At 44.8% G+C, this 25,513-nt stretch carries 24 protein-coding genes; 10 read left to right on the top strand and 14 right to left on the bottom strand.

Translation table 11 applies throughout. The features are described from left to right. Positions 1 to 22: 22 nt before the first annotated feature. From pyrD to MZ182_RS10985, 4 genes are all read left to right on the top strand, one after another. Complete coding sequence (gene pyrD / locus MZ182_RS11000; protein ID WP_014610693.1) at positions 23 to 1,042, top strand: quinone-dependent dihydroorotate dehydrogenase; 1,020 nt, start codon at positions 23 to 25, stop codon at positions 1,040 to 1,042. 200 nt (positions 1,043 to 1,242) lie between these two features. After that, complete coding sequence (locus tag MZ182_RS10995; protein WP_011789148.1) at positions 1,243 to 1,776, top strand: cell division protein ZapC; 534 nt, start codon at positions 1,243 to 1,245, stop codon at positions 1,774 to 1,776. Positions 1,777 to 2,123: 347 nt separating this feature from the next. After that, a complete protein-coding gene (locus MZ182_RS10990) occupies positions 2,124 to 2,453 on the top strand; it encodes a hypothetical protein (RefSeq protein ID WP_061783409.1) in 330 nt (109 codons plus the stop codon). 72 nt (positions 2,454 to 2,525) lie between these two features. Next, positions 2,526 to 3,038 carry a hypothetical protein gene (locus MZ182_RS10985; protein WP_025007816.1) on the top strand — a complete coding sequence of 171 codons (513 nt, stop codon included), beginning with the start codon at positions 2,526 to 2,528 and terminating at the stop codon, positions 3,036 to 3,038. Between the two features lie 316 nt (positions 3,039 to 3,354). Here MZ182_RS10985 and MZ182_RS10980 read toward each other — a convergent pair whose 3' ends face one another. The 12 genes from MZ182_RS10980 to hisG form a co-directional block, all read right to left on the bottom strand. Beyond that, positions 3,355 to 3,720: a YdbL family protein gene (locus MZ182_RS10980; RefSeq protein WP_011789152.1), complete on the bottom strand. Its 366-nt coding sequence runs from the start codon at positions 3,718 to 3,720 to the stop codon at positions 3,355 to 3,357. A gap of 25 nt (positions 3,721 to 3,745) precedes the next feature. After that, positions 3,746 to 3,964 (bottom strand): YnbE family lipoprotein, encoded by a 219-nt coding sequence (locus MZ182_RS10975; protein ID WP_011789153.1) that lies wholly within the window; start codon positions 3,962 to 3,964, stop codon positions 3,746 to 3,748. Positions 3,965 to 3,977: 13 nt separating this feature from the next. After that, entirely contained in the window at positions 3,978 to 7,193 is a 3,216-nt protein-coding gene (locus MZ182_RS10970; RefSeq protein WP_248066064.1) for a YdbH domain-containing protein, read from the bottom strand. A gap of 290 nt (positions 7,194 to 7,483) precedes the next feature. Beyond that, the gene (locus MZ182_RS10965) at positions 7,484 to 8,671 is read right to left on the bottom strand and encodes an aromatic amino acid transport family protein (protein ID WP_248066061.1); all 1,188 of its coding nucleotides are present in this window, start codon (positions 8,669 to 8,671) and stop codon (positions 7,484 to 7,486) included. 547 nt (positions 8,672 to 9,218) lie between these two features. After that, positions 9,219 to 9,860 (bottom strand): bifunctional phosphoribosyl-AMP cyclohydrolase/phosphoribosyl-ATP diphosphatase HisIE, encoded by a 642-nt coding sequence (gene hisIE, locus MZ182_RS10960; protein ID WP_025007820.1) that lies wholly within the window; start codon positions 9,858 to 9,860, stop codon positions 9,219 to 9,221. Between the two features lie 82 nt (positions 9,861 to 9,942). Then, complete coding sequence (gene hisF, locus MZ182_RS10955; RefSeq protein ID WP_011789157.1) at positions 9,943 to 10,716, bottom strand: imidazole glycerol phosphate synthase subunit HisF; 774 nt, start codon at positions 10,714 to 10,716, stop codon at positions 9,943 to 9,945. Beyond that, positions 10,698 to 11,435 carry a 1-(5-phosphoribosyl)-5-[(5-phosphoribosylamino)methylideneamino]imidazole-4-carboxamide isomerase gene (gene hisA, locus MZ182_RS10950; protein ID WP_248066059.1) on the bottom strand — a complete coding sequence of 246 codons (738 nt, stop codon included), beginning with the start codon at positions 11,433 to 11,435 and terminating at the stop codon, positions 10,698 to 10,700. The genes hisF and hisA overlap by 19 nt, the downstream gene beginning before the upstream one ends. Positions 11,436 to 11,505: 70 nt before the next feature. Further along, positions 11,506 to 12,300 carry an imidazole glycerol phosphate synthase subunit HisH gene (hisH, locus tag MZ182_RS10945; RefSeq protein ID WP_248066057.1) on the bottom strand — a complete coding sequence of 265 codons (795 nt, stop codon included), beginning with the start codon at positions 12,298 to 12,300 and terminating at the stop codon, positions 11,506 to 11,508. Positions 12,301 to 12,331: 31 nt separating this feature from the next. Then, positions 12,332 to 13,423 (bottom strand): bifunctional histidinol-phosphatase/imidazoleglycerol-phosphate dehydratase HisB, encoded by a 1,092-nt coding sequence (gene hisB / locus MZ182_RS10940; protein ID WP_248066055.1) that lies wholly within the window; start codon positions 13,421 to 13,423, stop codon positions 12,332 to 12,334. 29 nt (positions 13,424 to 13,452) lie between these two features. After that, positions 13,453 to 14,574, bottom strand: a complete 1,122-nt coding sequence (hisC, locus tag MZ182_RS10935) for a histidinol-phosphate transaminase (protein WP_248066053.1) — start codon at positions 14,572 to 14,574, stop codon at positions 13,453 to 13,455. A 60-nt stretch (positions 14,575 to 14,634) separates the two neighbouring features. After that, positions 14,635 to 15,936: a histidinol dehydrogenase gene (hisD, locus tag MZ182_RS10930; RefSeq protein WP_248066051.1), complete on the bottom strand. Its 1,302-nt coding sequence runs from the start codon at positions 15,934 to 15,936 to the stop codon at positions 14,635 to 14,637. Between the two features lie 3 nt (positions 15,937 to 15,939). Next, on the bottom strand, positions 15,940 to 16,839 hold the full coding sequence (gene hisG / locus MZ182_RS10925) for an ATP phosphoribosyltransferase (RefSeq protein WP_105252639.1): 900 nt from the start codon (positions 16,837 to 16,839) through the stop codon (positions 15,940 to 15,942). Positions 16,840 to 17,466: 627 nt separating this feature from the next. On the opposite strand from hisG, the gene MZ182_RS10920 reads away from it, so the two are divergent. The 5 genes from MZ182_RS10920 to MZ182_RS10900 all read left to right on the top strand — a co-directional run bounded on the left by MZ182_RS10920 (position 17,467) and on the right by MZ182_RS10900 (position 21,897). Beyond that, on the top strand, positions 17,467 to 17,874 hold the full coding sequence (locus tag MZ182_RS10920; RefSeq protein ID WP_248066049.1) for a response regulator transcription factor: 408 nt from the start codon (positions 17,467 to 17,469) through the stop codon (positions 17,872 to 17,874). 41 nt (positions 17,875 to 17,915) lie between these two features. Further along, positions 17,916 to 18,203: a winged helix-turn-helix domain-containing protein gene (locus MZ182_RS10915; protein WP_248066047.1), complete on the top strand. Its 288-nt coding sequence runs from the start codon at positions 17,916 to 17,918 to the stop codon at positions 18,201 to 18,203. Positions 18,204 to 18,305: 102 nt separating this feature from the next. Continuing rightward, the gene (locus tag MZ182_RS10910; protein WP_248066045.1) at positions 18,306 to 19,559 is read left to right on the top strand and encodes an ATP-binding protein; all 1,254 of its coding nucleotides are present in this window, start codon (positions 18,306 to 18,308) and stop codon (positions 19,557 to 19,559) included. A gap of 205 nt (positions 19,560 to 19,764) precedes the next feature. Further along, on the top strand, positions 19,765 to 21,471 hold the full coding sequence (locus MZ182_RS10905) for a phosphoethanolamine transferase (RefSeq protein ID WP_248066043.1): 1,707 nt from the start codon (positions 19,765 to 19,767) through the stop codon (positions 21,469 to 21,471). A gap of 33 nt (positions 21,472 to 21,504) precedes the next feature. Next, positions 21,505 to 21,897, top strand: a complete 393-nt coding sequence (locus MZ182_RS10900; RefSeq protein WP_248066041.1) for a diacylglycerol kinase — start codon at positions 21,505 to 21,507, stop codon at positions 21,895 to 21,897. A gap of 187 nt (positions 21,898 to 22,084) precedes the next feature. Here the strand turns inward: MZ182_RS10900 and MZ182_RS10895 are convergent, their stop codons facing one another. Next, complete coding sequence (locus MZ182_RS10895) at positions 22,085 to 22,720, bottom strand: DUF938 domain-containing protein (RefSeq protein ID WP_248066039.1); 636 nt, start codon at positions 22,718 to 22,720, stop codon at positions 22,085 to 22,087. A gap of 488 nt (positions 22,721 to 23,208) precedes the next feature. Here MZ182_RS10895 and MZ182_RS10890 point away from each other — a divergent pair, with 488 nt between their 5' ends. Beyond that, complete coding sequence (locus tag MZ182_RS10890; RefSeq protein WP_248066037.1) at positions 23,209 to 24,498, top strand: NAD(P)/FAD-dependent oxidoreductase; 1,290 nt, start codon at positions 23,209 to 23,211, stop codon at positions 24,496 to 24,498. Between the two features lie 52 nt (positions 24,499 to 24,550). Here MZ182_RS10890 and MZ182_RS10885 read toward each other — a convergent pair whose 3' ends face one another. Next, complete coding sequence (locus MZ182_RS10885) at positions 24,551 to 25,429, bottom strand: LysR family transcriptional regulator (protein ID WP_025007829.1); 879 nt, start codon at positions 25,427 to 25,429, stop codon at positions 24,551 to 24,553. Positions 25,430 to 25,513: the final 84 nt, after the last annotated feature.

Here is a 25,513-nt window from a genome sequence, read left to right as displayed (position 1 = left end):
TTTTTTAGGTCGAGGAAAGTACATGTTCTATAAAATCGCACAGAAAGTCATGTTTCAGATGGATCCTGAGCGAGCGCATAATCTGGCTATTGGCAGCTTAAAAATGACAGGCAACAGTCCGTTAAACTGCTTTTATCGCCAAACGATTGCGCCAGCTCCAGTCACATTTATGGGGCTGACTTTTCCAAATCCGGTAGGTCTCGCTGCGGGAATGGATAAAGACGGCGAATCAATTGATGCCTTTCATGCGATGGGATTTGGGCACATTGAGGTGGGCACCGTTACCCCAAGACCACAACCAGGTAATGATTTACCCCGTTTATTTAGATTAAAACCTGCCAAAGGCATCATTAATCGAATGGGTTTTAATAACAAAGGGGTTGATAATTTAGTTAGAAATTTGATCGCGAAAAAGTCCGATATCATGGTGGGTGTTAATATTGGTAAAAATAAAGACACACCAGTGGAGCAGGGCAAAGATGATTATTTGATCTGCATGGATAAAGTTTATCCCTATGCCGCTTATATTGCGGTGAATATTTCATCTCCCAATACCCCCGGATTACGATCGCTACAATATGGCGATCTATTAGATGAATTATTAAGCGCCATTAAAACAAAGCAACTTGAACTGGCTGAGAAGCATAAAAAATACGTGCCTATCGCACTTAAAATTGCACCAGATTTAACCATTGAAGAAATTGAAAATATCGCCGATGCGCTGATTAAAAATAAATTTGATGGTGCTATTGCAACGAATACCACGTTAACGCGCGATGGTGTTAGTGGCCTTGCTAATGCTAATGAAAGCGGTGGTTTAAGCGGCAAACCTTTAACAGAGCTGTCAACAGAAGTGATAAGGCAATTGGCAACATGTTTGAAAGGACAGATCCCAATCATAGGCGTAGGTGGAATTAATAGTGCTGAAGATGCCCTAGCAAAATTTGATGCGGGCGCCACTATGGTACAGATTTATTCTGGTTTTATTTATCAAGGTCCGAAGTTAATTAAAGAGATAGTAGAAGCTTATCGCTTAAAATAATGATCTTAAGATCAATAAAGAGATCGAAAATAAGATCTTTTTGAATAACTGCGATCTAAAAAGATCATTGGATCGCAGTTAAGATCCGATAATAGATCGACTAAGTAACTGTTAAATAATTTGTATTTTATTATTTTTATTTTGATATTGAATAAAATATCTACTATGATGTGCGAGTGTTCAAATAGTAGGTAAACGTTATGTTATTAATGCCGCAAAAGGATTGGCAATGGAAATATAACGATTCGTATGGTGTATTAGGCGTATCGTTAGGTTCCGAAATAGAATTTCTGACGGCTTATAAAGCAAAATCATTAATTCCTGATGCCTTATCGAGGATGGAGTTTAATATCGCGCACGCCAAATTCTATATGAACTTACTTGATAGATTACCTAAAAGTTTATCTTTGACCGATGCTGCGATTGTTCAAATTGCCCTCAATGCCACCGCCGCTCATTTTATGCTAACACCGCAAATGCCTAAATCATGGTTTTTTGATACCAGTGATGTCTGTGTCTATAGCGATGTGGGTAAAGTTTTTGAGCTTAAATGCCAAAAGCAAAGGGCACTGGTACTTGTGGTTGAAAATACCCTACAGTCCGCGCTAGTGATGTTATTATCGCCGGAATGTGTTTTATCTGGCGCTAAAACCATGGTGCAGTTTGAAACCATCAAAGTGATGCATAACCGCTTACACCCACTGCGTGCGCAGCGTCATGTGGTTGCTGCCTAGATTGTGGTTGCAGCATCGCAGATAAATAGTCATTGTTGGTTTTTAATATCAACCATTAGCCGATAATTCGCTTAAATTTCCATGAGTTCACGACAAGCATAGCTAACAGTTCGGTCTTGGCTTTCTGCCATTTGTTGAGCTAAGCGTTTTATTTCTTCGTCCACAAGAAATTGAATTCTGTATCCATGGTGAGCTCCTTTATTGTGAGTACAAATGTTAGCGCTGACATTATACTAGGACAACTAACAGATTGTTAAATTAGTTACGGCCACAAACGACATGGCCTCCACGGGACTGCCTATGCTGCGCAGCGGCAACCCATTAGCAACAGGTTAAGTGGTAGAACCATGAATCCAGAATTTGAGCAAGAGTTAAACCGTAAATTAGCCGCATTTGACGCATGGGCAAATGTGAGTACTTTCCGCGAATGCAAGTTAGTTCAGTATTGTGGCGTTGATTTGGTTGGGGTCATTGATGTTGAAACGGATCAAATAGTTGACCAAATAACTGGCTTGTTGTGTGAAGGTTTTTACGTGGATTGGAAGCAGAACGGAAGTATCTTGTACTTGAGGGTATATGAGTTCGGGGGGCCGGAGCCGACGTGGGAGCAAGTGGTAAACGAAGAGCCATTAGCGGATATCGACGCAATCCTTAAAGATGCTGGCTTCCGTGAGTAATCGCTTAACAAAGCCAGTCAGTAGGACGATCGCAAGCCTGCACCTCTGCTGGCGGCGGTATCAAAGGGAAATATGGATACATTAATTAATTTTTTAAGACGAGCGAACGGTCAACTTGAAAGTGGTTGGTTATATCTTCCGGCAGAAGGAGCATGGAATCTTAATACACTCGGGTTGATAATCGATGATGACGAGCTAGATATCCATGAAGTCGATGAACAAGATGAGCCACTTATTGCGAAAGAAAAAGGATTAATTTCCACTCTTAATACAGGAACGATTGAAAGTATATTTTCTTTTGCTAAGAGTCTTGATTTTGAGCTAACTGATGATTTTTTATTTGAGTCATTCCAATATTATTATGACTACGATGCGTTTTTACCTTATCCAGGTTTCAAGCCCTTAGAACAAGAAGAATACCAAAGGAAAGTAGACAGAGATTTTTATGATTGTCTTGGTGAAGAAAGAAGTCAGGTACAGTGCAAAAATGAAGAGTGCCAAAGAGGAGCAATAACGAGCAGTGCTTATTGCAGAGCCCACCATTTTGAAATGGTTCAAAACAAACCGTGTCCTTTTATAGATTGAAATATAATCTTCAAGTGAGGCTGTCCATCATTCTGCGCCAAGTTAATTAGGCTGTTTATCAGTCTGTATTCGCCCCATGATCCCTCGGGGTGCTTTTGTGTGAGAAGTTCTACGGTAGAAGTGAGTTCGATATCAGGCACTGGCTTTGCCAGCTTTTTCATGTATTTGAGCTGGTAGTTGAAAGTAAATTGAGGCATTCATTGTAAGGCAATAACATCGTTGCCAGTTAATCATATATCCCTCTAACGACAAATCCATCCATAAAAACGCCTGCTATTACAGGCGTTGTTTTATACACTAGAGCGCTTAAATAGGGCTACTTTTTAATCCACTTCCCGCTGGCATCTTGCACATAGTTGCCTTTATCTGTGGCGGCGATGGCTTTTTCACCGGCCAGTTTAGCGACATCAGCGGCGGAGATATTGTTCTTTTTCGCGATGGTTTCGTAGTGGGCGCGGCGTTTGTTATTGACATCGTCCATGACGGCTTTGGCTTCGGGATTGGCTTGCACTAATCCTAAGTAGCCGTTGGCTTGTTCGCCGAGAAAGCCTTGAGATTTGGCTTCTTGAAGTGACATGGCAAAGGCACTTTGGCTTAAGAGGCTAAGGCTTAAGAAGCAGAGAGTGAATAGCTGTAGTAACTTTGTTTTTAGTCGCTTTGTTTTTAATGGCATTGATTTCATGGTAGTTCCTCAATTCTTGTGTAATTTAGAACAGCTTCTCATCAGATAGGAGTTGATCTAACTCTTTATCTACTTTGATTTTTATCTCGTGTTCAATTTTTACATTGAGATTGATAACGATAGGTTTATCCGGTGGCTCTATTTTGACTGTGGGCGCGCAGCCCTGCAATGTGGCGAGTGCGATTAAAGCGATGAGAGCGCTTCGAGCACTAATGCTAACTTGCTGTAATTGAAATGTTTTCACTGAGATTTCCTTGTTACTTCACTGATTTTTCGATTCTGTCCTGTAAATCATTACCAATTTGCAGACTTCTAAATAATTGCAGCATGTTCTCTTCATGGGAGTAATTCAAGTGAATTGGCCGTTCAACCCCTTGGCTACGTCCTTTGACTTCGACAATTAGGGTTGCATCACCTTCTTGATCCATATCAAAGCTACTCGATAATTGACTGTATTGTAAGTGCTCTAGGGTAGAAAAGACAAAGTCGAGATAGGGTTGGGATTGACGCATGCCGTCCACTGCAGGATTGCCTGAAATCGCGATAAGTCCTCCGGGCGCCCTTGCGGCAAGTTGCCCACCCGAGATGGAGACTTTGCCATCAACTAAATCAACAGGTAATACACCGTCGAATATACCGTCGGCATAGACGCCAATTTGTGGTTGAATTCGTAATACTTCCTCTAGATTCATGCCTTGCAATAGCAGATAGGCATGTGATTTCTCTTGTAATTTAAGGGTAAATTCTGGCAGTAAAAACTGACCATTGAGCACTTTACCTTTAGCTGTCATAGATACATCGGTATCGCTTAAGCCCGTCAGTTGTTGTATCCAATTCTCGGGCAGTTTTTCAGCATCTTTACTAAGGGCAATATCGGCTTCTACTTCGATATCGGTGAGCGGAAAGCCAGGGTCGAACAGGGTAAATGTCATCAGCGTTTGTGGACAATTGAGTTTACTTAGACTGCTAAAATAGCCTTTATCCTGCGGCTTTTTATGAGAGAGGCCCCAAGTGAACTCACATTGTGCCTGCAGTTTTCCGCCTTCAAAGGTGGTGTCTTTGTAAAAACCTTCAAGATTTGTCATCAATTGAGTAATTTGCATGGCAAATTGAGTCTGATCACGCTGCTGTGTCAGATTAAACTGCGCCTGTAATTGATTATTGCCCGTAACATTAAGCTCAGCAGGTAAAGGCTGGGTTTGATTGAGCAAGGACAGTGCCTCGGTCATGCTCGTATCGACAACCCATTGACCAGTCAATGCGAGTGGTTTGTTTGCTGTGGCGAGGTTTAATTGATGATGGCTTTGTAGTTTAACGGTGGTGCCAACCTGCCAGTTTTCTTCACCTAGCAGTGTACCTTGTTGCCAATCTACATCTTGTTTAAGGGTTAATGTATCGAGCTTTAATACTGTTTCTTTGCGGCTTCGACCTCTGCTACTGAGCTGTTTTTCAATATGAAGCTGACTGGCCTGCCACTCGAGTCGATTCTGCCAAGGGGAGGCGAGTAGTGAGTCGAGTGGGGTTTCAATCTCGGGCCTTAGCGTAAATAACATGGAGTTTTGTAAGGCAATTGAGAAATGGCCCGTGTTCACGTCAGTTTTACTGACGATACCCGAGTGTATGGCTTCATTGGACTCGGTTTCTGCTGGTGCGGCCTCTATAGTTTGTATGGTTTGCGAAAGATGCAGTTGCTCAAGTGCTAAGGTTAAAGGCGGTAGGGTGACTGTTAACCCGTCTGTGGTATTTGTATTTACCTTAAGCGGCGCAAGGGCATTAATGGCGATATTGCCAAGGCTTATATCAGCATGTTTAGTCCGATTTTTATCTTGCGTGTTGATCTGCTTAAGTTCACCCATGACAAACTGCAATGTGCTGTTTTTCGTTTGTGTTGTTGACCTAGCAGTCCCGATAGGCTCAGTAATGAATTGCCAGTCAGTTGTGTTGGGTGTTGTTACAAAGTGAAATTTCCCTGCGGTTGTTAACTGGCTGTGGCTCCAACTGAGATCCAGCGGTACATTTGCCCACAATTGGGATAATTGTAATGGGCTGGTTTGATTTATCTCTAAGTGCCAATCCGAGTTAAAAGACAGAGCATCGGCGGACTGAACCACTTCAACATTGGCTAAATCGATTTGCGCATCGAGCTTACTGCCTAATGTTGTTAGTTGAACTCGGGGAAGATAAAATATAAACGGCTTATCCGCACTAGGCTTTGCCTGTGTATCTTGCTGAATGTGAGTCAGTGGATAATGCAGGGTTTCAGGCAATGTCAGCGATAATCCCACTGGTGTATCTGTGCTTTTAAGCCCAGATAGCAGCTTAGTTATTTGACCAGTTACTTGGTTTGCAACTTGATCTGGCGCTTGCTCAGAGTCGGGCTTGGTTGTCGATGGAGACGAAGGCTGAGTTAAAGGATTAGCCAGGGACGCATCGAGTAGCTGCATTAATCGCTGTTGCTGCATTGCATTGGGATTTACCGCTAAGGTAAAGGGCTCAAGGCTGAGGTCAAGCTCAGCTAAATGTCCGGTAATGTTAAATGCTAACTTAGGTTTTGGCACAAGCTCTAGTGCAGCCAGTTGATTAAAGGTCAGCTTTGGATCGATTAATTGATGCTCACTGATAAGTTCGCCTGAGGTTAAAGTGATACTGCTGTTGGACACCAATTGACCTTGTAGATCAATCGCTAACGCTTGCCATTCATTATCAAGTTCAGTTAACGGACTAAGTACACTGTCTTGCGCTTGCCTCAGGCTGATTTGATGCAAGCTCGCAAGCAGCGGCGCGAGTGCAATTTCGCTCGCAAGTTGCCACTTGTTAGCTTCGAGTGTTGCTTTAAGTTTGGCGATGCTTTCACCTGCATGGCTAAATTCGCTGTTGATTTCCCCCGCGCCGTTGAGGCTCAACTTGTCCATCACCAAACGATAGGCGGGTAAATCATTTTGGGTGTTGAGATGGTGGGCTTTGAGAATTAGGCTGGTTTTACCTATATCAATAAGTGGCAATGATTTGATATCTAGGGCTAAGGCGGGGCCTTGTTCATCGATAGTATTTCGATTAGGTAAAAATAGCGACTGCCCTAACTCGACTTCAATATCACCTGTGGAGATTTGGGTGATTTTTTGAGTGAGGTAAGAGACTTGGCTAAACTGTTTCAGCTCGGCAAAGCTCTGCGGCCAGTCCAGTTTTAGCTGGATATTCAGGTTATTAAGCCTGATATGGCTGTCATGTATCCTAAGGTTAGCAGAGGTAATACGCCAATGTGCTAACTGACTTTTCCCTAACTCAATGTCAATCAGTTCGCTGTCCATGCCTGCGAGGGCAAAATTTGCCGCTTGAATGATGAGTTGTTCAGTCTGGGTATTCACAATCCAAACGGTTAACGCCACACTCGCCAAGATACCCGTTAAGCTGGTCGCCAATAGGGTCTTTTTTAGTGGGAATTTCCGGCGATTTGGCTTGTTGTGGATTGGCATTGGGTTCGACTTCTATCCTTATTCACTGAGCCCTGACTAAACTCGTGCCTTAGCTGCGCAAAAATACACTAACCTGTATTTACCTAGATACTTTTATTTTGAAGCTATCGTATCACACACGAGCATCAGAGCGAGTTTAACACTCAAGAACCTAGCTGACTAATGTGAAAGGATCATTGAATAGACAAGAGCCTGATGTCAATAGTTGAGGTTTTACAGGCTCTTGTACTTAATCTGTTATTCGGGCTAGCTAACTTTTAGTTCACTCACTCTTGGTGAGTGAATTGCGGCTAGCTAAATATCTGGGCGGCGATCACCACAATTCCGCAAAGTGTGGCGAGCATTAAGGCAAACTTGCCGCCCGCGACCCGATATCCCGTCGGCATATTGGCCGCATCCCTTGTCTGGCGCTGTGTCCACACCATGGCCACAGGTAAAAAGATGGCGAGGATCACCAGCGCAATCGCCGCGTAACCCAGCGCTGTGATAAAACCTTGGGGGTAGAAGAGGGCAAAACCTAAGGGTGGTAAAAAGGTGATAGCCGCGGTTAAGCTGCGACCTGTTGCATTATCTTCTTGCCTTAAGCTTGAGGCCATAAAATCGAACAGGCCTAAACTTACCCCTAAAAACGAGGTCGCAAGGGCGAGGTCGGCAAACAGACTAATAGCGCTACTTAAGTATTCACTGTGCAGCACGCTCGCCAGTCGATTGATAAAGCTCGATAAACTCTGGTTTTCGAGCAATTGACTTTGGTTCAATACGCCTTGACTGCCTAGTTGCCACAAAAGGTAAATCACTAATGGCAAAGCCGAGCCAAACAGCATGATCCTGCGCAGGGCTTTGACCTCAACGCCTAAGTAGCGCACCACAGAGGGAATAGAACCGTGAAATCCAAAGGAGGTAAAAATCACCGGAATAGCTGAGATAATCAGGCCTTGGTTGAGCGGGAGTTCGAGCAAATGTGGGCTTTCAACCTGCGGCAGTAATAAGGCCAACATAAGCAGTAATGCCAATAGCTTAAGGGCAAACAAACCGCGATTGATAAGGTCCACACAGTGGGTTCCCATGCCCACAATGGCGCCAACCAGCAGGGTGAATAGGATTGCACCCGCCTGCGGTGGCAAACTTAACCCTAGCCAAGTGCTCAGCTTTTGGTTCACTTGCTCACCGCCGCCAGCAATATAGGCGGCGCAGAGGGCGTACAGTAAAAACATCAAGGCGCTATTGGCGATCAACTGGCCCTTACGACCCAATAAGCGCTGCGCTAAGTGATTAAGACTGGCATCGCTGGGGGCGAATTGGTGGATCTCGACCATTAGCAGCGCCGTGTAGGCCATCAGCGCCCATAGGATGAGCATAATAGCGGAGGAAGTGCCAAAACCGAGTCCAGCCGATGCGATAGGCAAAGCTAACATACCCGCGCCGATTGTGGTGCCTGCGATTAGCAGCAAGCTGCCGAAAATTTTATTCTGTGTCATAACATGATCTCAAAAATGTGTCGCAAGAAAAAAGAGCTAAAGACTTGATCCGAAAGCAACTGTCTTAAAGGATTTTGATGCGATTCAATGATGAAATGATTCAAGCACAAAATGATTTAAGCAAATGAGACAGTGGCGCTCAGTGGATCCGAAAGGATATGGCCACAATGGAAGGTCAGGCGAGGTGCCTATTTTATACCCAAACAATATCCATTGCGGCTACAGATAGGGATAATAAAAGGGTGTGAAACACATAAAACTTGCCTTAGCGTGTGTTGAGTAAAAACGGATAAGTGTTTTGATACCTTGCCTTAATAACCTAACGGCAACGGAGGTTACCATAGGGAACTGAACTGTACTTGTCAACCATTACAACAGTATTTTGATTATTTTTTGTCACAGGATTAAGGCGCAAGATATTTATTGATCACATTGCGGCAATGGCACTTGAGGGAATCGCGCGATAAAAAGTACCGCCGACTTGATTTAAGCGGGCGGCATTTTTAGCGGTAAAATCGATAGTAAGACATCAGGAACAGTAAGCAGATTATGCTTTGCTCTGCAGCGCCTTTTGATGTCTTGCCAGCAAGTTTGCTGTGATGTCACTGAGGCTTAAATGTTGATCTTCAAGCAATACCAGCAAGTGATAGATAAGATCTGAGGCTTCGTTAACCAGCTCTTCCTTATCGAGGGTCGCGGCGGCAAGGGCGGTTTCAAGACCTTCTTCCCCGACCTTTTGGGCGATACGTTTTGTGCCGCGCGCAAATAATGACGCCGTGTAACTGGAATCGGCACTTTGTCCTTTACGCGAGGTGATAAGGCTGGCGAGGTTGTTCAAAAAGGGGTGCGCATTGTCATCTAACCAACAACTTTCGGTGCCTTTGTGGCAGGTTGGGCCGTTGGGGATCACTTGCACTAACAGGCTGTCGTTGTCGCAGTCTTTATCGATAGCGACCAATCTTAGCGTATTGCCAGAGGTTTCACCCTTGGTCCATAAGCGCTGTTTTGAACGGCTGAAAAAGGTGACATCACCTGTGCTCAAGGTTTTTTCCAGCGCGGCTTTATCCATATAACCGAGCATTAATACCTTGCCCGATAAATGGTTTTGGATAACGGCAGGAATAAGCCCATCCTGTTTATTCCAATCCAGCTCGCTAAAATCCGACTTAGTGTTTGTTTGCGTTGACATAGTATTCACTCTTAATCTGTTTGTAGAACCTAGAACCTAGAACCTAGAACCTAGAACCTAGAACCTAGAACCTAGAACCGCTCTAGCGTCTAATCGCGATCCCTTCGGCCGCTAAATAGGCTTTTAATTCACCAATGTTGATAATCGCCTTGTGGAATACGCTCGCCGCCAGCGCCGCATCGACCTTAGCTTCAATAAATACATCGCGAAAATGCGCCATAGTTCCAGCGCCGCCTGAGGCAATTAACGGCACGTCGCAGATGGCACGAACAAGGCTTAACTGCTTGATATCATAGCCGCCGCGTACGCCGTCTTGGTTCATCACATTGAGCACGATTTCACCACAACCCCGTTTTTGTACTTCTTCAACCCAGTCTTGGGTAAACCACTGCGTGTCCTTAGTCGCCGCTTCATCGCCGGTAAATTGCTTTACTTTATAGCTGTTGCTGGAGGCATCGAAAAAGGAGTCGATACCAATCACGATACATTGGCGGCCAAACTCGTCCTGCAGGCGTGAGATCAAACTCGGATCGGTTAAGGCGGGCGAGTTAATCGAAATCTTATCCGCACCAAAGGCTAATAATTCACGGGCTTGGCTAATGGTTTTAATGCCACCTGCCACACAGAAGGGAATATCAATCTGCTCCGCCACGCGGCTCACCCAAGATTTATCGACCACACGTTCATGGGCACTGGCGGTAATGTCATAAAACACTAGTTCATCGGCGCCTTCTTCGGCATAACGCGCGGCTAAGGGGACGATATCGCCGACAATTTCGTGGTTACGAAACTGCACGCCTTTCACTACTTTACCGTCTTTTACATCTAAACAGGGGACTAGTCGTTTGGCCAGCATTGGATTGCCTCCGCCACGTTAAACTGATTGATAAGCAAGGCTTTACCGATAATGATGCCTGCAGCGCCGCTGTCTCGCACGGCGGCAACATCCTCAAGAGTCGCAATACCGCCGGAGGCTTGCCAAGCGATGTTTGGGAAGCTTGCTGCAATTTCTTGATAAAGCGCGGTATTGGCGCCCGTTAGCGTGCCGTCACGGCTAATGTCAGTGACTAGCGCGTGCTTTAAGCCGACAGCGCTAAAGGTTTCTACAAGGGATTCTAAACTCTTACCGCCGCCACTTTGCCAACCGGATACGGCGACCATTTTCTCGCCGCTCTGGTTGATATTGACATCGAGCGCGAGGCAAATCGCTTCGCTGCCGTATTTGATAAACCATTGTTTGACTAACTCAGGTTCTTTCACCGCCAGTGAGCCAATTACCACTCGTTTTACACCGATAGCTAATAATTCAGTGACTTGTTCTTCAGTACGAATACCGCCGCCCACTTGAATATTGGCGTTTAGTCCCGCCACTAATTCACTGATAAGGCGAGTTTGGCGTTTCGCGGGATCTTTCGCACCCGTTAAATCAACGATATGCAACCACTTAGCGCCTTGTGCCTCGTAGGATTGCAACTGCGCCAAAGGACTTAAATCAAAGGTGGTCTGCTGACCGTAATCGCCTTGATAAAGGCGGACGACATTGCCATCAATTAAATCAATCGCAGGAATAATCATAATCTTAAATCCCCGATTGATTTATTTATAAGTGGTTCATTAATAACTTCTTTTGTATTGAGTAATTTATTCATTGGTCAGCCTTCTTTACACCAGCTTGGCCATCCGCAGAGTTGCTTTGCAGCGCTTTGTTCATCACAGCTTCGTTCATCAGTAACTCGTCCATCTGTAAAAAGTTACGCAGAATTTGCGCGCCCACGGCGGCACTTTTTTCGGGGTGGAACTGCACGCCCATAAAGTTGCCTTTGCCGATGGCGGCGCTAAAGCCTTCACCATAGGTACATTGGGCTAATGTAAATTCACTCAACGGCGCGCGGTAACTGTGGACGAAATACACATAACTGCCATCTTCAATGCCCGCAAATAGCGGGTGAACATTCGGGTTTTTGGCTCCTTGTGAGTTTGTCGTTAGCTTAAGTTGATTCCAGCCCATATGCGGTAAAGGTAAGCCTTCAGCTTTGAGTAACTGGGTATCCAGCTCGCAAATGTCGGTTGGGATTATGCCTAAGCATTCGCAGTCTTGACCTTTGCCGCCGCGCTCCTTAGAAATTGCTGCCAACATTTGCATGCCAAGGCATACGCCCAGTACAGGTTGAGTCAGGCCTTGAATGAGTTCGACCAAGCCTTTTTCATACAAGGACGCCATTGCGGCTCCCGCCGTACCTACACCCGGCAGTACCACACGTTTTGCCGCTTTGATTTTGGCTTTATCTTCTGTGACCAATACCTTAGCGCCTAAACGCTCGAAGGCGAAACGTACTGAGTTTAAATTGGCACAGCCCGTGTCTATGATGACGGTTTCAGCATCTGGTGATGCATTTGCTGCTAATTGCTGGCCAGCTGATAATAGAGTGTCTTGTTGCATCCTAACCTCTTAAACGATTTATGCTGATGCCTTAAAGCACGCCTTTGCTCGATGGCAGAATATCGCCTTCGACTTTAACCGCTTGGCGCAGCGCGCGGCCGAGCACTTTAAACAGGGCTTCAACCTTGTGGTGATCGTTATCGCCCTGCGTCGACACATGTAGCGTACAGCGCAGGCCATCGGCAAAGGATCGGAAGAAGTGCGGCACCATTTCAGTGGCCATTTCGCCAACGTGCTCACGCTCAAAATCGGCCGAGAACTTGATAAAAGGACGACCAGAGATATCCAGCAGACATTCACCCTTGGCTTCGTCCATCGGCAGACTAAAGCCGAAACGAGCAATACCGCGTTTGTCACCGAGCGCTTGGCGCAGGGCATCACCTATAGCCAGTGCCGTGTCTTCAATGCTGTGGTGATCGTCGATTTCCAGATCGCCATCGACTTTCACATCCATTCTAAAATTACCGTGGGTGGCAATTTGATCGAGCATGTGGTCGAAAAAGCCAATGCCAGTGTCGATTTTTCCTTTGACTGAACTGTCGAGGTCCACAGTCACACGAATATCGGTTTCTTTGGTGGTGCGCACGACCGTTGCGGTGCGGCCTTTATTGAGCAGCGCATCGGCGATGGCGTTCCAGCCCAAAGTTTCGCGTTGATATTTAAGGCTTTTAATGCCCATGGCATTGCCCAGTTCCACATCGGTTTCGCGATCGCCAATCACCGCCGATTGAGTGAAATCGATGCAGCCTTGGGTGAGATAGTCTTTTACTAGCCCAAGCTTAGGTTTACGGCAGCTACAATTTTCATCATTAAAGTGTGGGCAAATCACCACATCTTCAAAGTTAACCCCTTGGCTTTTGAGGATTTGCATCATCATATTGTGGGGCGCGTCGAAATCTTCCTGCGGGAAAGACGGTGTGCCAAGGCCGTCTTGATTGCTGACCATGACTAAGCGAAACCCTGCCTTTTGCAGACGTAGCAAAGCGGGGATCACCTGTGGCTCGAACACTAATTTCGCTAGACTATCGACCTGTTTGTCGGTGATGGGCTCTTCAATCAAGGTGCCATCGCGGTCGATAAACAGAATTTTTTGTGCAACGTTTGGGATAAATTGTGGGTTCATGGCGCTACCTTAAAATATAGTTCGTTTTATTATTCAACTCGTTGTGACTCAAAAAGGGCGACTAAGCGATCGGTATCCGCCTTTGAACTAAAGCTAAAGCGTATCGCTTTGGCAAGCCTTGGGTCCTTGTAGGCGCGGGCGACAACACCACTGCCTTGCAGTAACGCCGCGACCTTGGCGACATCATCAAATTCAGCCAATACGTAGTTGCCATGGGGAGTTAGTACTCTGCCGCCCCATTGTTCACAGTAAAGATTGAGTGCCGCTGCAAGTCTTTTACCCTGTTGATTGAGTTCTTCTACCTGAATTTTCATCCGGGCAACGCCTGCGCTCGATAGCGCCTGTGTGGCGACTTCACTCACGGGCAGCGGCACCGGATAGGGCGCAATCACGCGCATAATGATTTCGACCACAGCCTCGTTTGCCAGCATAAAACCACAGCGTGCGCCGGCAAGTGCAAAGGCTTTTGACAGGGTGCGCAGTACCACTAGATTCGGATAGCTTTCCAGCAAATCCGCCACGCTGTATTCGGGGCAAAACTCAATATAAGCTTCATCAATGACTACAAGCGCGTCGGGCAAGGCTTTAATTGCTTGCTCGATAATGGCTTTGTCAATCACAGTGCCGGTCGGATTATTGGGATTGCAGATAAACACCAGTTTTGCGCCGCGAACGTCCTCGGCATAGCTTGACGGCAAGCCATATTCCGCGCTGAGATTTAACGCTTTAACGCCCACATTAAAGGTGTTCGCGCTGATGGCATACATGCCGTAAGTTGGGCCAAAGCAGGCAATGCTGTCGACGCCAGGTATACAAAAGGCACGAATTAACAGTTCAATCGCTTCATCGGCGCCGCGGCTGGCAACTATCTTACTGGCACTCACACCGTTGTACTCGCTGTAGGCCTTGATAAGCTGCGGCGGTTGACATTCTGGGTAACGATTCAATTTTGATAAATCGAGCGCTGCCGTATCGACATTATTGAAGGGGGATTCGTTGGCATTGATCCAAATATCACCACGACCGCCTAGTCTGCGGGCACTCTGGTAGGGCGTTAAATCCAGTAACTCAGGGCGCGCTAAACGCTCGGCTAAATTTAGCGCTAATACTGTAGGTTCTGCTGTCTTTTCCATGCTGCTTACTTGGCTCATTTTCTTCACTCAGCTCTATTTTTATAAACTTAAGGGCTAATCACTTAAGATCTAGGCGGATCATTTTTCTAGGCTAGCTAGACGAATGGCGACGGCATTTTTGTGCGCATCGAGCAATTCGTTACTGGCTAACGTCATGACCGCTTGCCCCAATCCGATTAAGCCCTTAGCGCTGAGTTCCTGCACGGTAAAGCGGCGGCTAAAATCGGCTAATGACAGGCTCGACACGGCGCGGCTATAACCGTAGGTCGGCAGCACGTGGTTGGTGCCACTGGCATAATCACCAATAGATTCAGGTGTATAAGCGCCTAAAAATACCGAGCCCGCGGCGCGAATGTTTTTCAGTACCTCACGTGGAAAGCGCGTTTGAATGATCAAGTGTTCAGGCCCATATTGATTGGAAACCTGCGCGGCTTGTAGCATATCGTCCACAACAAAAGTGCGGCTGCTGAGGAGCGCCGTTGCCGCGATATCACAACGCGGCAGGGCAGCGAGCTGTCTTGTTAGCGCGTCATTCACGCCATCGGCGATAGCTTGCGAATCTGTCACTAAAATCACTTGTGAATCTGGGCCGTGCTCTGCTTGCGAAAGCAAATCGGCGGCGATAAATTCGCAATTGGCGTCGCTATCGGCAATCACTAACACTTCAGAAGGACCGGCTGGCATATCGATACACACAGTGCAGCGGCCATCCTGTGACACTAAGCGTTTAGCTTCAGTCACGTAGCGATTACCTGGGCCAAAAATCTTATCGACCGCGGGAATAGTTTCTGTGCCAAATGCCAGTGCCGCAATGGCCTGCGCGCCGCCTACTTGATAGATCTCAGTGATCCCACAGGCATTGGCGGCATAGATAATGGCATCGTTGATGGGCGGTGGGCTGACTAATACTCTTTGTTCGCAGCCGGCGATCTTGGCGGGCAGGGCGAGCATCATCACGGTAGAAATTAATGGTGCACTGCCACCGGGGATATATAAACCGACTTTTTCAATTGGTTCGCTACGTAGCTCGCAGCGTACTCCAGCCTCGGTCTCCATATCAATCGGGCGAAATTGCTGGGCGCTGTGAAACACGTCTATGTTCGCCATGGCTTTGGCGATCGCCGCTTTTAGCTCAGGCGATACCCGTGCGCTTGCCGCGGCAATTTCGGTTTCGCCCATGCGCAGCTCACCAATCTTAGCACTATCAAAGCCATCAAACTTTTGATTAAATTCGGCAATGGCGGCATCACCCCGCGTCGCTACCGCATCGAGAATGGCGCGAACGCTTTGCTCTAAGCCACTATCACCAATTAAGGGCGAGCGTTTCAGCGCCGTTTTCTGCTCGGCGGCGGATAAGGTTGACCAAGTTAGGATTTCCATACATTACCCCATCATTTTTTCGATTGGCATTACCAGAATCGAGCTGGCACCGAGTGCGGTCAACTGTTCCATGGTATCCCAGAACAAATCTTCGGTACTGACGGCGTGGATAGCAACGCGGTTAGTATCATCATTTAATGGCAATACGGTTGGGTTTTCGGCGCCGGGCAGCAGGGCGACGATTTGATCTAAGGTTTCAGTTGGCGCATGCAGCAGGATGTATTTGCTCTCTCGCGCGCGGATAACGCCATTGACGCGGGATAGAATTTTATCTATGAGTGCTTGTTTAGTCGGCGATTGGGTTTGGGTCGATTGAATGATGCAGGCCATAGAGCGGTAAATCACTTCGGTTTCGTATAAACCGTTGGCCTCTAAGGTGGCGCCCGTCGATACGAGATCACAAATCCCATCGGCAAGGCCGGCACGCGGGGCGACTTCAACCGAGCCTTTTAACATACAGTCGCGATAAGTTATGCCTTTTTGTTGCATAAAACGGCGCAGAAGGTTCGGGTAAGAAGTGGCGATGCGTAATCCTTCTAAAGAGGAGGCATCGGCATAACTGAATTCTGTTGGTACGGCTAACGAGAGGCGACACGAACCGAAATCTAACTGACGCAGTTTGAGGCACTCTGCGGGTTTGTTTAGAGTTTGACGCTCGATTTGTTCCTCTTCGAGCACGTTTTCACCTATGATCCCCATATCGACCACGCCGTCCATCACCAATCCTGGGATATCGTCATCACGAACGCGCAGTAAATCGATAGGCATATTGTCAGCGTGAGCGATAAGGCGTTGTTCATTAATGGAAAATTTAACACCACAGCTTTTTAGCAGTTGCTGAGAGTCAGTTGAAAGACGGCCAGATTTTTGGATGGCGATGCGTAAACGGTTCGATTCAGTCATAGTGTTATCTCGCTCAAAAGTATCAAAATTAAAAGATTCAAAATTAGTGCCTAAATGCAAAAACCCCCGGAATTCCTTCCAGGGGTTTTTGATCATCTTGAATCAGTCCGCCAGAAGGATATAGTCCTCCGGCAGTGAGCGTCCGAAGGCTACCGCATATGGTGGTGATGGTGGTGGATAGCGTTCAGTAGTGGGCTCATTTTACTCTCTCGGTCTTTGTTCGTTATTTGTTTATATTTATCGCTTAACCGTTCTAATTACAGTGAAGCGTTTAATTCGTTGCTACGGGTGTCTATCCGTATAAGTGGATTTAAACTAACCGCTTTTATGAGCCTTTGCAACAGCCAATTTGGATTAAATGAGAATATTTATGCGTTTTTGTGAAAGGCAGAGGGTTATCACTAAACAAAGCTATTGAGCATTTTTGTTGGGGTGTTGAAAGTGGATAAAAATGTATTTGAAAATTGCACAAGCTGGCATTTTACTTTAACTATTAGGATCTTAGTGTTTGCTTATATTCACTCATGCTAGGATTGTCATGGTATTTACTGACCTTTTACTTAGTAAGAATAATAGTTTATTGTCACAACCCATGATTTTTAGCTACTAAATTGGCAAAAAAAGCTTATGAGTAATGAACAACCTTGTACGATTTTACTTGTTGAAGATGATCTTAAACTTGCCGAATTAATAACAAGTTATTTAGGCCTGCAAGGTTTTGTTATTCATCATGCCGATGATGGTCAGAAAGGGCTGGAATTGGCTGAAAAACTATTCCCAAAACTTATTATTCTAGACTTGATGTTGCCCAATGTTGATGGCTTAACTGTGTGTAGGAGGTTACAAGCTTGGTACCAAGGAGCACTCTTGGTGTTGACGGCTAGTGGTGATGATATGGATCAGGTCGCAGCGTTAGAGATGGGAGCAGATGATTTTGTTAGTAAGCCTATCCATCCACGAGTATTACTAGCTAGGGTCAGGGCGTTGTTACGTCGTGACGAAAAAAAGCAACCTCTTCATGTCAGACTTTTATAGCCAATAACGATCAACTGATTTTTGGCAGCCTTAAGATTAATATGGGGCGCAGACAAGTTGAATTGGCAGGGGAGTCAATTAAGTTAACGGAAACTGAGTTTGAATTATTATGGTTGCTTGCTAGTAATCCGGAGCAGCCAGTATCGAGAGATGACATAAGTCTGTCGTTACGTGGGATTGAATATGATGGATTAGATCGCTCAATTGATAACAAAATTGTTTCATTGAGAAAAAAGCTGGGTGATGCTGTTGGACTTCCCCGTAGGATAATTACCGTGCGTGGCAAAGGTTATCTTTTTATTACTGATCAGTGGCAAGTGAATGATTAAAGACGATAAATTTATACAGAATAGTGAGAGCTTCATACCGTCTAAGCCCGTACCAGCCAAGTCTAAATTTTTGGTAAATTTTTACTGAAACAGTTTATCAGGATGTATCTAGCATTAATTTTCCTGTTTTTTATTTGTACAGCAGGCAATGAAATGCTTTTCAATAGTCTTTATTATGAGGAAATTCAAGACGATAAAACTCGTGATTACGAAGCTGTGTTCATGTTAATTAAGGAATTATATCGAGTTCAGGCTAGTGAAGAGTTGAAAATATTATTGCAAGATATAAATGTGATCTCCAATATTCAAATAGAAATTATTCCTTTGGAACAGTTAACACTGTCTGAGATCCAGCTTAGCGACATCCAACAGGGTATTTCTGTTTGGCCTTATTTTCCTCTAGATCTTCATTTTCGGCTAATTGCGCCCAATATGGTTGTAAAAATAGGCCCGATGAAAGAAAGCGAAGCGGTTAAGTTCATATCTATAGCATTTGAGTATTTTCCTCTGTTTATTTTTTTAGGTTTCGCTTTGTTTTGGGTATTGGGTATGCAATACCGATTAGTAAAGCTCGAACATGCAGCCAATTCATTTAGTCAGGGCGAATTTGATGTTCGCGCCCCAGAAGGGGCTTTAGCTTTGGGGAACCTTAGTACAGCATTTAATTCGATGGCAGAACGACTGAAGCGACTTTTTGAAAGCCAAAGAAACTTAATAAATGCCGTTTCACATGAGCTACGATCTCCTATCGGCCGCCTTAGATTTCAATTAGAAATGATGGCTTGCACATCAGATAAAAACCTTAAAAATAAATACTTGTTAGGCATGAGTGCTGACATAGATGATATGGAGCAAATGGTTCATGAACTGTTGAGTTATACAAAACTTGAGAACACGGAACCATTATTGAAGCTCGAAAAAATCGATATTTCAAATTGGTTACTGAAGCAGCGCAAGCACCTCATTACAGAAATTAATACAGAAATAAGCTTGAGTTTGCCTGCCAGAGACTCATTGGTGGCGATGGAGCCGCAACTGATGTCTCGGTTATTACGTAACTTAGTGAGCAATGCTGACAAATATACTCGAACGACTATAGTCATTGGCGTCAGCATAGACAGTCTACAGTATAAGTTATGGGTTGATGATGATGGCCCCGGCATTGAAGAAAAACAGGGAGTACATATATTCGAACCTTTTACTCGGCTTGATGCTAGTCGCAACAAAGAGACCGGAGGGTATGGTTTAGGTTTGGCTATTGTTGCGCAGATAGCCCGCCAGCATAGCGGTAAGGTGAGCGTCCATCGTAGTGAATATGGTGGAGCCAGAATACTAGTGACTTGGCCCGTGGGTTAGGCTTTTTTAGTCTATGTTATTAACCATTTTCTAAACATCAAACAGTGACGATCCTTAGTTTTCCTTAACGCGTTTTTATTACTCCTTTCAATTCTTCATTACACAGTAATGACAGTAACATACAATAATAGGACATTCATATGACATAACTAGAGCAGCGGATCGGGCATATTTCTACTCATTAAAATAGATTCCGAGAAGAGATATGTTTGCCAGTTATAAAAATGTTAGTCAGTTTATTTTCTTTACTGTCAGGCTCATTCGGGAGTGGTCACTAGTTGTATTGAATCTCCCCAAAAAAATTACTTTAAGTGCTAGTGTTTTTAGTCTTGTTTTAGCCACTGCGTTAGTGCTTTTTTATAATTTTTCACTGTGGGAAAATGTATTTCATGTACATTATTCTATGTCTCTGTGGAGTATCAGTTTTTTCCTTTCATTATTTGTGTTCTTAGTTGCTTTTATTAACCTATTGCTGCTTATTACAATGCTTCCATATATTCAAAAACCTACTGCAGTTGCTATTTTACTGTCTGCCGCTTGTGCCAGTTACTTCATGGATACTTACGGTGTCTTGATTGACTGGAATATGGTGCAAAATACATTTGAGACCGATGTGTCTGAAGTGGCTGAACTACTATCAACTAAATTCATAGTCTATGTTATTTTCTTGGGTATAGTACCATCAGTTATTATCTGGCAAGTTAAAATTAAACAGAGTTCTGTACAAAAGGTATTACTTGGCCGAATTATTAGTGCTATCGGCAGCGTGTTAGTGATAATTTTAATACTAATGATTTTTTATCAAGATTATGCTTCTTTTTTTCGTAATAATCGCCATTTCAGACATTTGATAAATCCCATAAATTTTATTTATGCGACGGCGACCTATGCTTCTAACGTATTAGGTTCTGAAAAAAAAGCTCTCAAAGCCATTGCTCTAGACGCCGAAAAAGTAACAGTATTAGCTGCTAACGGAAAGCATAATTTGACGGTCTTAGTGGTAGGTGAAACCGCTCGAGCTGCTAATTTCTCACTCAATGGCTATAGTCGAAAAACCAATCAAAATCTTGAAAAGCAAGATGTTATCAATTTCACAAATGCATCTTCCTGTGGAACATCAACAGCTGTCTCTGTGCCCTGCATGTTTTCCAAGTTTGAAAGAACAGATTATAGTCCTTCAAAATCAAAAGCATTTGAAGGACTATTAGATATTCTTAATAGGGTTGGTGTTTATGTTTTATGGAGAGATAATAATTCAGGTTGTAAAGGCGTATGTGATAGGATTCCAACTGATGAGCTAAGTAAAGAAAATGATGAATTATTTTGTAATAATAAGGAGTGCTTCGATGAAATTCTTTTGAGTAAACTAGATAAAAAGATCGAGAATCTTAATCAGGATGTTTTTATAGTATTACATCAAAAAGGAAGTCATGGGCCTGCTTATTATCAACGCTATCCGCAAGAATTTGAAAAATTTACTCCCGTATGTAAAACCAATCAGTTACAGGCTTGCACTCGGCAAGAGATTGTAAATGCCTATGATAACTCTCTTTTATATACAGATTACTTTTTAAATAAAGTCATTGAACTTTTAGTTCAACAGTCGGGGAACTACAACACAGCAATGATATATCTTTCAGATCATGGTGAGTCTCTGGGGGAAAATAATATGTACTTGCATGGTACACCTTACTTTATGGCGCCTTCTGAACAAACACATATCCCATTCTTACTTTGGCTTTCGGATGAATATCAAGCTGCGAATCGAGTAAGTGCCGCGTGTTTGATAGCAAAAAGCGAACAACCTATTTCGCAGGACAATCTGTTTCATTCAGTCTTGGGAATTCACAATATATCCACAAAGTTATATGAGGAAGAATTGGATATCTTTAGCTCATGTCGTAAAAATTAAACTATAATTATCAATATTAAAGGAAATATAGAGATGGAAAGTGATGTTTTTAAGCCTAATGGTACTGGTGTAGGACGAATTATTAAGGCTGGACGATGTTCCATGCAAGGCTTTGAGGCGGCATATCGGTATGAATCCGCTTTTAGACAAGAGCTACTGCTTGCTTTCATAATGTTCCCTATCAGTATTTTTATTGCAGCTGATATTATTCAACTTGTTTTACTTAATGGTGCTATGTTGATAGTACTATTGGTTGAAATAATAAACTCAGCATTAGAAGCTGTTGTTGACCGAATTAGTTTAGAAATGCATGAACTATCGGGCAGAGTGAAAGATTTAGGGTCTTCAGCCGTTTTTATTTCTTTGGTGTTATACGGCCTTATTTGGATTAGCATTATTTATAGAAACTTTTATTCTGGAGATTAATTGCTTAATAATTTGGAATATTGTCCTCGAAGGGTACTTCAAACCATGTATTAACTGAATGCTTTTCAAGGAGGACATTTTTAATTTCCTCTCTCTGCCGATAATATTTTCCATCATTTCATCATCAGTCACGAACTATTTCCTCAAAAGCACTTATAACGTATTTGTTTAACGCTGAGATAACCCATTACACTTTGACAAAATGCAGTAGTCGATTATTGGCCGGCATAGCCACATCTTGCTTCAGCGTTAGGCCTTGCTCGCTGGCTAAACTGCAAATCCATTCAATATCACGAATGCCGCTGGCGGGATCGCGCTGTTTTAAAAAGGCATCAAACTGGCGATTGCTGTCACTGCTAAATTCGCCTTGGTAGTTAAAGGGGCCGTAAATGCACAGGGTCTTGAGTTGGGGGAGATACAGACCAAGGCCAGTAAAAAACGCTTCAACCATATTTTTGCTCATAATATGCAAAGTGTTTGCAGTAAATACGCCATCAATATCAGGTGTTAATCCCTCCACTGGCCATGGCACAGTGACATCAAGGTTAAGTGGTAAGCGTAGGTTTGCCACTGCATTGGGTAGCTTGCCTTCATGCATACACCTTGCGGTAATGACCTCAATATATTCAGCCTGATCGCTGGTTTGCCAGATTAAATGGGGAAGATTTGCTGCAAAATACACAGCATGTTGCGCTGTGCCACTGCCGATTTCGAGTACATGTTGGTTGAGTGAGAATGCTTGTGTTAATACCGCTAAAATCGGCGCTTTGTTGTTTTCACATGCTTGGGAAAACGGCAATTGGACAAGTGGTAATAGTGGCATAATGGACTCTAGGTTGCTGAGATAAAAAGAGGATGACGCCGCACAAGCCTATCTTAAACCAGCAAAAAGTATAAGGCTTAAAAGATAAAATGAGCCGCGCCTTAACATTCGGAGTCTCTATCTTAGGTAACTTAATCTTAGGTACCTTAATTTTAAAGCCTTAATTTTAGTGCCTTAATTTTAGGTACCGCCATTTCAGAAGCTTCCATCTCAAGCACCTCCATTTCAGGTTCTTCAAGAAGGAGCCTGCAGCCAGCTCAACTCCCTTTGTCATGTCCTGCAAATAGTTATCGCAATTCAGTGTTGACCTCGATCTCAACTTAGATATACTCACAAATTCTGAACGCTTGTAAAAAATATAAAACAACGTCGGCATGATGCCGTGTTAAAACGAGTGTCCAGAAGAACTGAGAGCCCAGAACTAAGACTCAACACTCACTTTCAGCCATCAACTTTCAACAGTTAACTTTCAACATCAAGGAATGACCATGCCAGCAGAGCGTTGCGCCTCCTACTACAATGCCACCATTGACCAAGAGTCGGATTATCCTGCGCTTGAAGGCGACATTCGAGTCGATGTGGCGATTGTCGGTGGCGGTTTTACCGGCGTGGCAACGGCGTTGGAATTATCTGAGAAGGGCTACAAAGTGGCGCTTATTGAGGCCAATAAAATTGCGTGGGGCGCGACCGGACGCAACGGTGGGCAGGTGACGGGCAGTTTGTCTGGCGATGTTGCGATGACAAAACAGCTGCGCCGTCAAATCGGCAATGAAGCTGAAGATTATGTGTGGAATATGCGTTGGCGCGGCCACGAAATAATTAAAAATCGGGTGGCTAAGTACGGCATAAACTGTGATTTAAAGTTTGGTCATATCCAAACCGCTTACCAGCCAAAGCACATGCAGGAGCTTAGGGCGATGCATGATGAGGCGCAGCGCCGCGGCATGGGTGAATTTATGACGCTGGTATCCGCCGATGAAATACCCGCCTATTTAGGCTCGCCCTTGTATCACGGCGGCTTAGTCAATCGGCGCAATATGCATTTGCACTCAGTTAATTTATGCCTGGGTGAAGCCCGCGCCGCAGCAGGTCTTGGGGCGTTAATCTTTGAACACTCACCCGTACTTGATATTGAAGAAGGCGATGTGGCGACTGTTGTCACTGCCAAGGGAAAAGTGCGCGCCAACAGTGTGCTGATCGCCGGTAATGCTTACCATAAACTCGCCCGTCCAAAACTGCGCGGTATGTTATTTCCGGCGTCCTTAGGCAATTGCGCCACTGCGATTCTGCCCGATGAGATCGCTTTGCAAATCAATCCGCAGGATTTGGCTGTGTACGATTGCCGCTTTGTGTTGGATTACTATCGCCTGACCGCGGATAAACGGTTGATGTTCGGCGGCGGGACTAACTACAGCGGCCGCGATCCTAAAAATGTGGCGGCGGAATTACGGCCCGCGATTGAGCGTACGTTTCCACAATTAAAGGGCGTTGATATCGAATTTGCTTGGGCCGGAATGGCAGGAATTGTGATTAACCGTATCCCACAGCTCGGCAAAGTGTCGCCTAATGTGTTCTATTGCCAAGGATATTCTGGGCACGGAGTGGCGACATCGCACATTATGGCTGAGATCATGGCCAATGCGATGGACGGGCAATTGCGTGAATTTGATTTGTTTGCCACCATGCGCCATATCCGCATTCCGTTAAATGAATGGTTCGGCAATCAAGCGCTGGCGTTAGGCATGCTGTATTACACTTTGCGGGAAAACTGGCGCTAGTTTGCGCCGTTTTGTCTGCTACCACCTACTAATCAATCTGCTCAAACAGTATTTAACCCTGTTCGATGAGTTTTTCGGCAAGATAATCGACCAATACGCGGATCTTAGCCGACAGGTGGCGGTTTTGCGGATAGAGTGCCCAGATGCCTTCTTTGGCTTCGCGGTGACCGTCAAGGAAGGAGAGTAACCGTCCGGCTTGAATATCTTCTTCAATATAATAATCAGGCAGTTGAACTATCCCTATGCCCTTTAGTGCCGCATCCCTTAATGCGTAGCCGCTGTTACAATTAAGATTGCCGCGGACTTTAATATTGCGTTCGCGGCCATTTTCTACAAAGCGCCAGTAATTATGATTACCGATCAAACAATTGTGCTGGCTAAGTTCTGATAAGGTATGGGGCTGACCGTATTTTTCCACATAGCTTGGTGAGGCGGCGACATAGTGAGTGCGACTGCTGAGCGGTTTGGCCATCAGACTCGAATCGGCGAGTTTTCCGAGGCGAATGGCCAGATCATAACCGCCTTCAATCAAGTCCAAGGTGCGATTGGTCAAGTCGACGCTAAATTCAACGCTGGGATATTGCACCATAAAATCATTGAGCAACGGCATGATAAATTTCTCGCCATAGGCGACGGGCGCCGTGAGCTTGACTAAGCCTTGGGGTGAGTCCTTTAGGTTTGAGATGGCGCGCTCGGCTTCTTCTAACCCAGTTTGTAATTGGCGGCAATGACGATAATAAATCGTGCCTTCTTCGGTTAACGACACTTTGCGGGTTGTGCGGTAAAAGAGTTTTGTGCCAAGGCGGTTTTCTAAGGTGCTCACTTGGCGGCTAACGTGGGCGGTGGAGATATTCAGCCGCTGCGCCGCTAGGGTAAAACTTTCGGCCTCAGCCACCGCGACAAATTCAGAAATGCCGTCCCAGAGATACATTGTTGTTACTCAGTAAAAATGAATTGCTTGAATACTAGATTGTCTCTCGCTGAGAAACAAATACAATCCTCCTATTCAGTAGCA

This window comes from Shewanella sp. JNE2, assembly GCF_023159115.1.
Classification (GTDB): Bacteria; Pseudomonadota; Gammaproteobacteria; order Enterobacterales; family Shewanellaceae; genus Shewanella; species Shewanella putrefaciens.
Note: the sequence above shows the minus strand (reverse complement) of the source record. Positions and strands in the feature narration are given on the sequence as shown.

Excerpts from the sequence above, each read along its gene's own strand:
- pyrD (WP_014610693.1), top strand. The coding sequence starts at position 23 with ATGTTCTATAAAATCGCACAGAAAGTCATGTTTCAGATGGATCCTGAG.
- MZ182_RS10995 (WP_011789148.1), top strand. The coding sequence starts at position 1,243 with ATGTTATTAATGCCGCAAAAGGATTGGCAATGGAAATATAACGATTCG.
- MZ182_RS10990 (WP_061783409.1), top strand. The coding sequence starts at position 2,124 with ATGAATCCAGAATTTGAGCAAGAGTTAAACCGTAAATTAGCCGCATTT.
- MZ182_RS10985 (WP_025007816.1), top strand. The coding sequence starts at position 2,526 with ATGGATACATTAATTAATTTTTTAAGACGAGCGAACGGTCAACTTGAA.
- MZ182_RS10980 (WP_011789152.1), bottom strand. The coding sequence starts at position 3,720 with ATGAAATCAATGCCATTAAAAACAAAGCGACTAAAAACAAAGTTACTA.
- MZ182_RS10970 (WP_248066064.1), bottom strand. The coding sequence starts at position 7,193 with ATGCCAATCCACAACAAGCCAAATCGCCGGAAATTCCCACTAAAAAAG.
- MZ182_RS10965 (WP_248066061.1), bottom strand. The coding sequence starts at position 8,671 with ATGACACAGAATAAAATTTTCGGCAGCTTGCTGCTAATCGCAGGCACC.
- hisIE (WP_025007820.1), bottom strand. The coding sequence starts at position 9,860 with ATGTCAACGCAAACAAACACTAAGTCGGATTTTAGCGAGCTGGATTGG.
- hisF (WP_011789157.1), bottom strand. The coding sequence starts at position 10,716 with ATGCTGGCCAAACGACTAGTCCCCTGTTTAGATGTAAAAGACGGTAAA.
- hisA (WP_248066059.1), bottom strand. The coding sequence starts at position 11,435 with ATGATTATTCCTGCGATTGATTTAATTGATGGCAATGTCGTCCGCCTT.
- hisH (WP_248066057.1), bottom strand. The coding sequence starts at position 12,300 with ATGCAACAAGACACTCTATTATCAGCTGGCCAGCAATTAGCAGCAAAT.
- hisB (WP_248066055.1), bottom strand. The coding sequence starts at position 13,423 with ATGAACCCACAATTTATCCCAAACGTTGCACAAAAAATTCTGTTTATC.
- hisC (WP_248066053.1), bottom strand. The coding sequence starts at position 14,574 with ATGAGCCAAGTAAGCAGCATGGAAAAGACAGCAGAACCTACAGTATTA.
- hisD (WP_248066051.1), bottom strand. The coding sequence starts at position 15,936 with ATGGAAATCCTAACTTGGTCAACCTTATCCGCCGCCGAGCAGAAAACG.
- hisG (WP_105252639.1), bottom strand. The coding sequence starts at position 16,839 with ATGACTGAATCGAACCGTTTACGCATCGCCATCCAAAAATCTGGCCGT.
- MZ182_RS10920 (WP_248066049.1), top strand. The coding sequence starts at position 17,467 with ATGAGTAATGAACAACCTTGTACGATTTTACTTGTTGAAGATGATCTT.
- MZ182_RS10915 (WP_248066047.1), top strand. The coding sequence starts at position 17,916 with ATGGGGCGCAGACAAGTTGAATTGGCAGGGGAGTCAATTAAGTTAACG.
- MZ182_RS10910 (WP_248066045.1), top strand. The coding sequence starts at position 18,306 with ATGTATCTAGCATTAATTTTCCTGTTTTTTATTTGTACAGCAGGCAAT.
- MZ182_RS10905 (WP_248066043.1), top strand. The coding sequence starts at position 19,765 with ATGTTTGCCAGTTATAAAAATGTTAGTCAGTTTATTTTCTTTACTGTC.
- MZ182_RS10900 (WP_248066041.1), top strand. The coding sequence starts at position 21,505 with ATGGAAAGTGATGTTTTTAAGCCTAATGGTACTGGTGTAGGACGAATT.
- MZ182_RS10895 (WP_248066039.1), bottom strand. The coding sequence starts at position 22,720 with ATGCCACTATTACCACTTGTCCAATTGCCGTTTTCCCAAGCATGTGAA.
- MZ182_RS10890 (WP_248066037.1), top strand. The coding sequence starts at position 23,209 with ATGCCAGCAGAGCGTTGCGCCTCCTACTACAATGCCACCATTGACCAA.
- MZ182_RS10885 (WP_025007829.1), bottom strand. The coding sequence starts at position 25,429 with ATGTATCTCTGGGACGGCATTTCTGAATTTGTCGCGGTGGCTGAGGCC.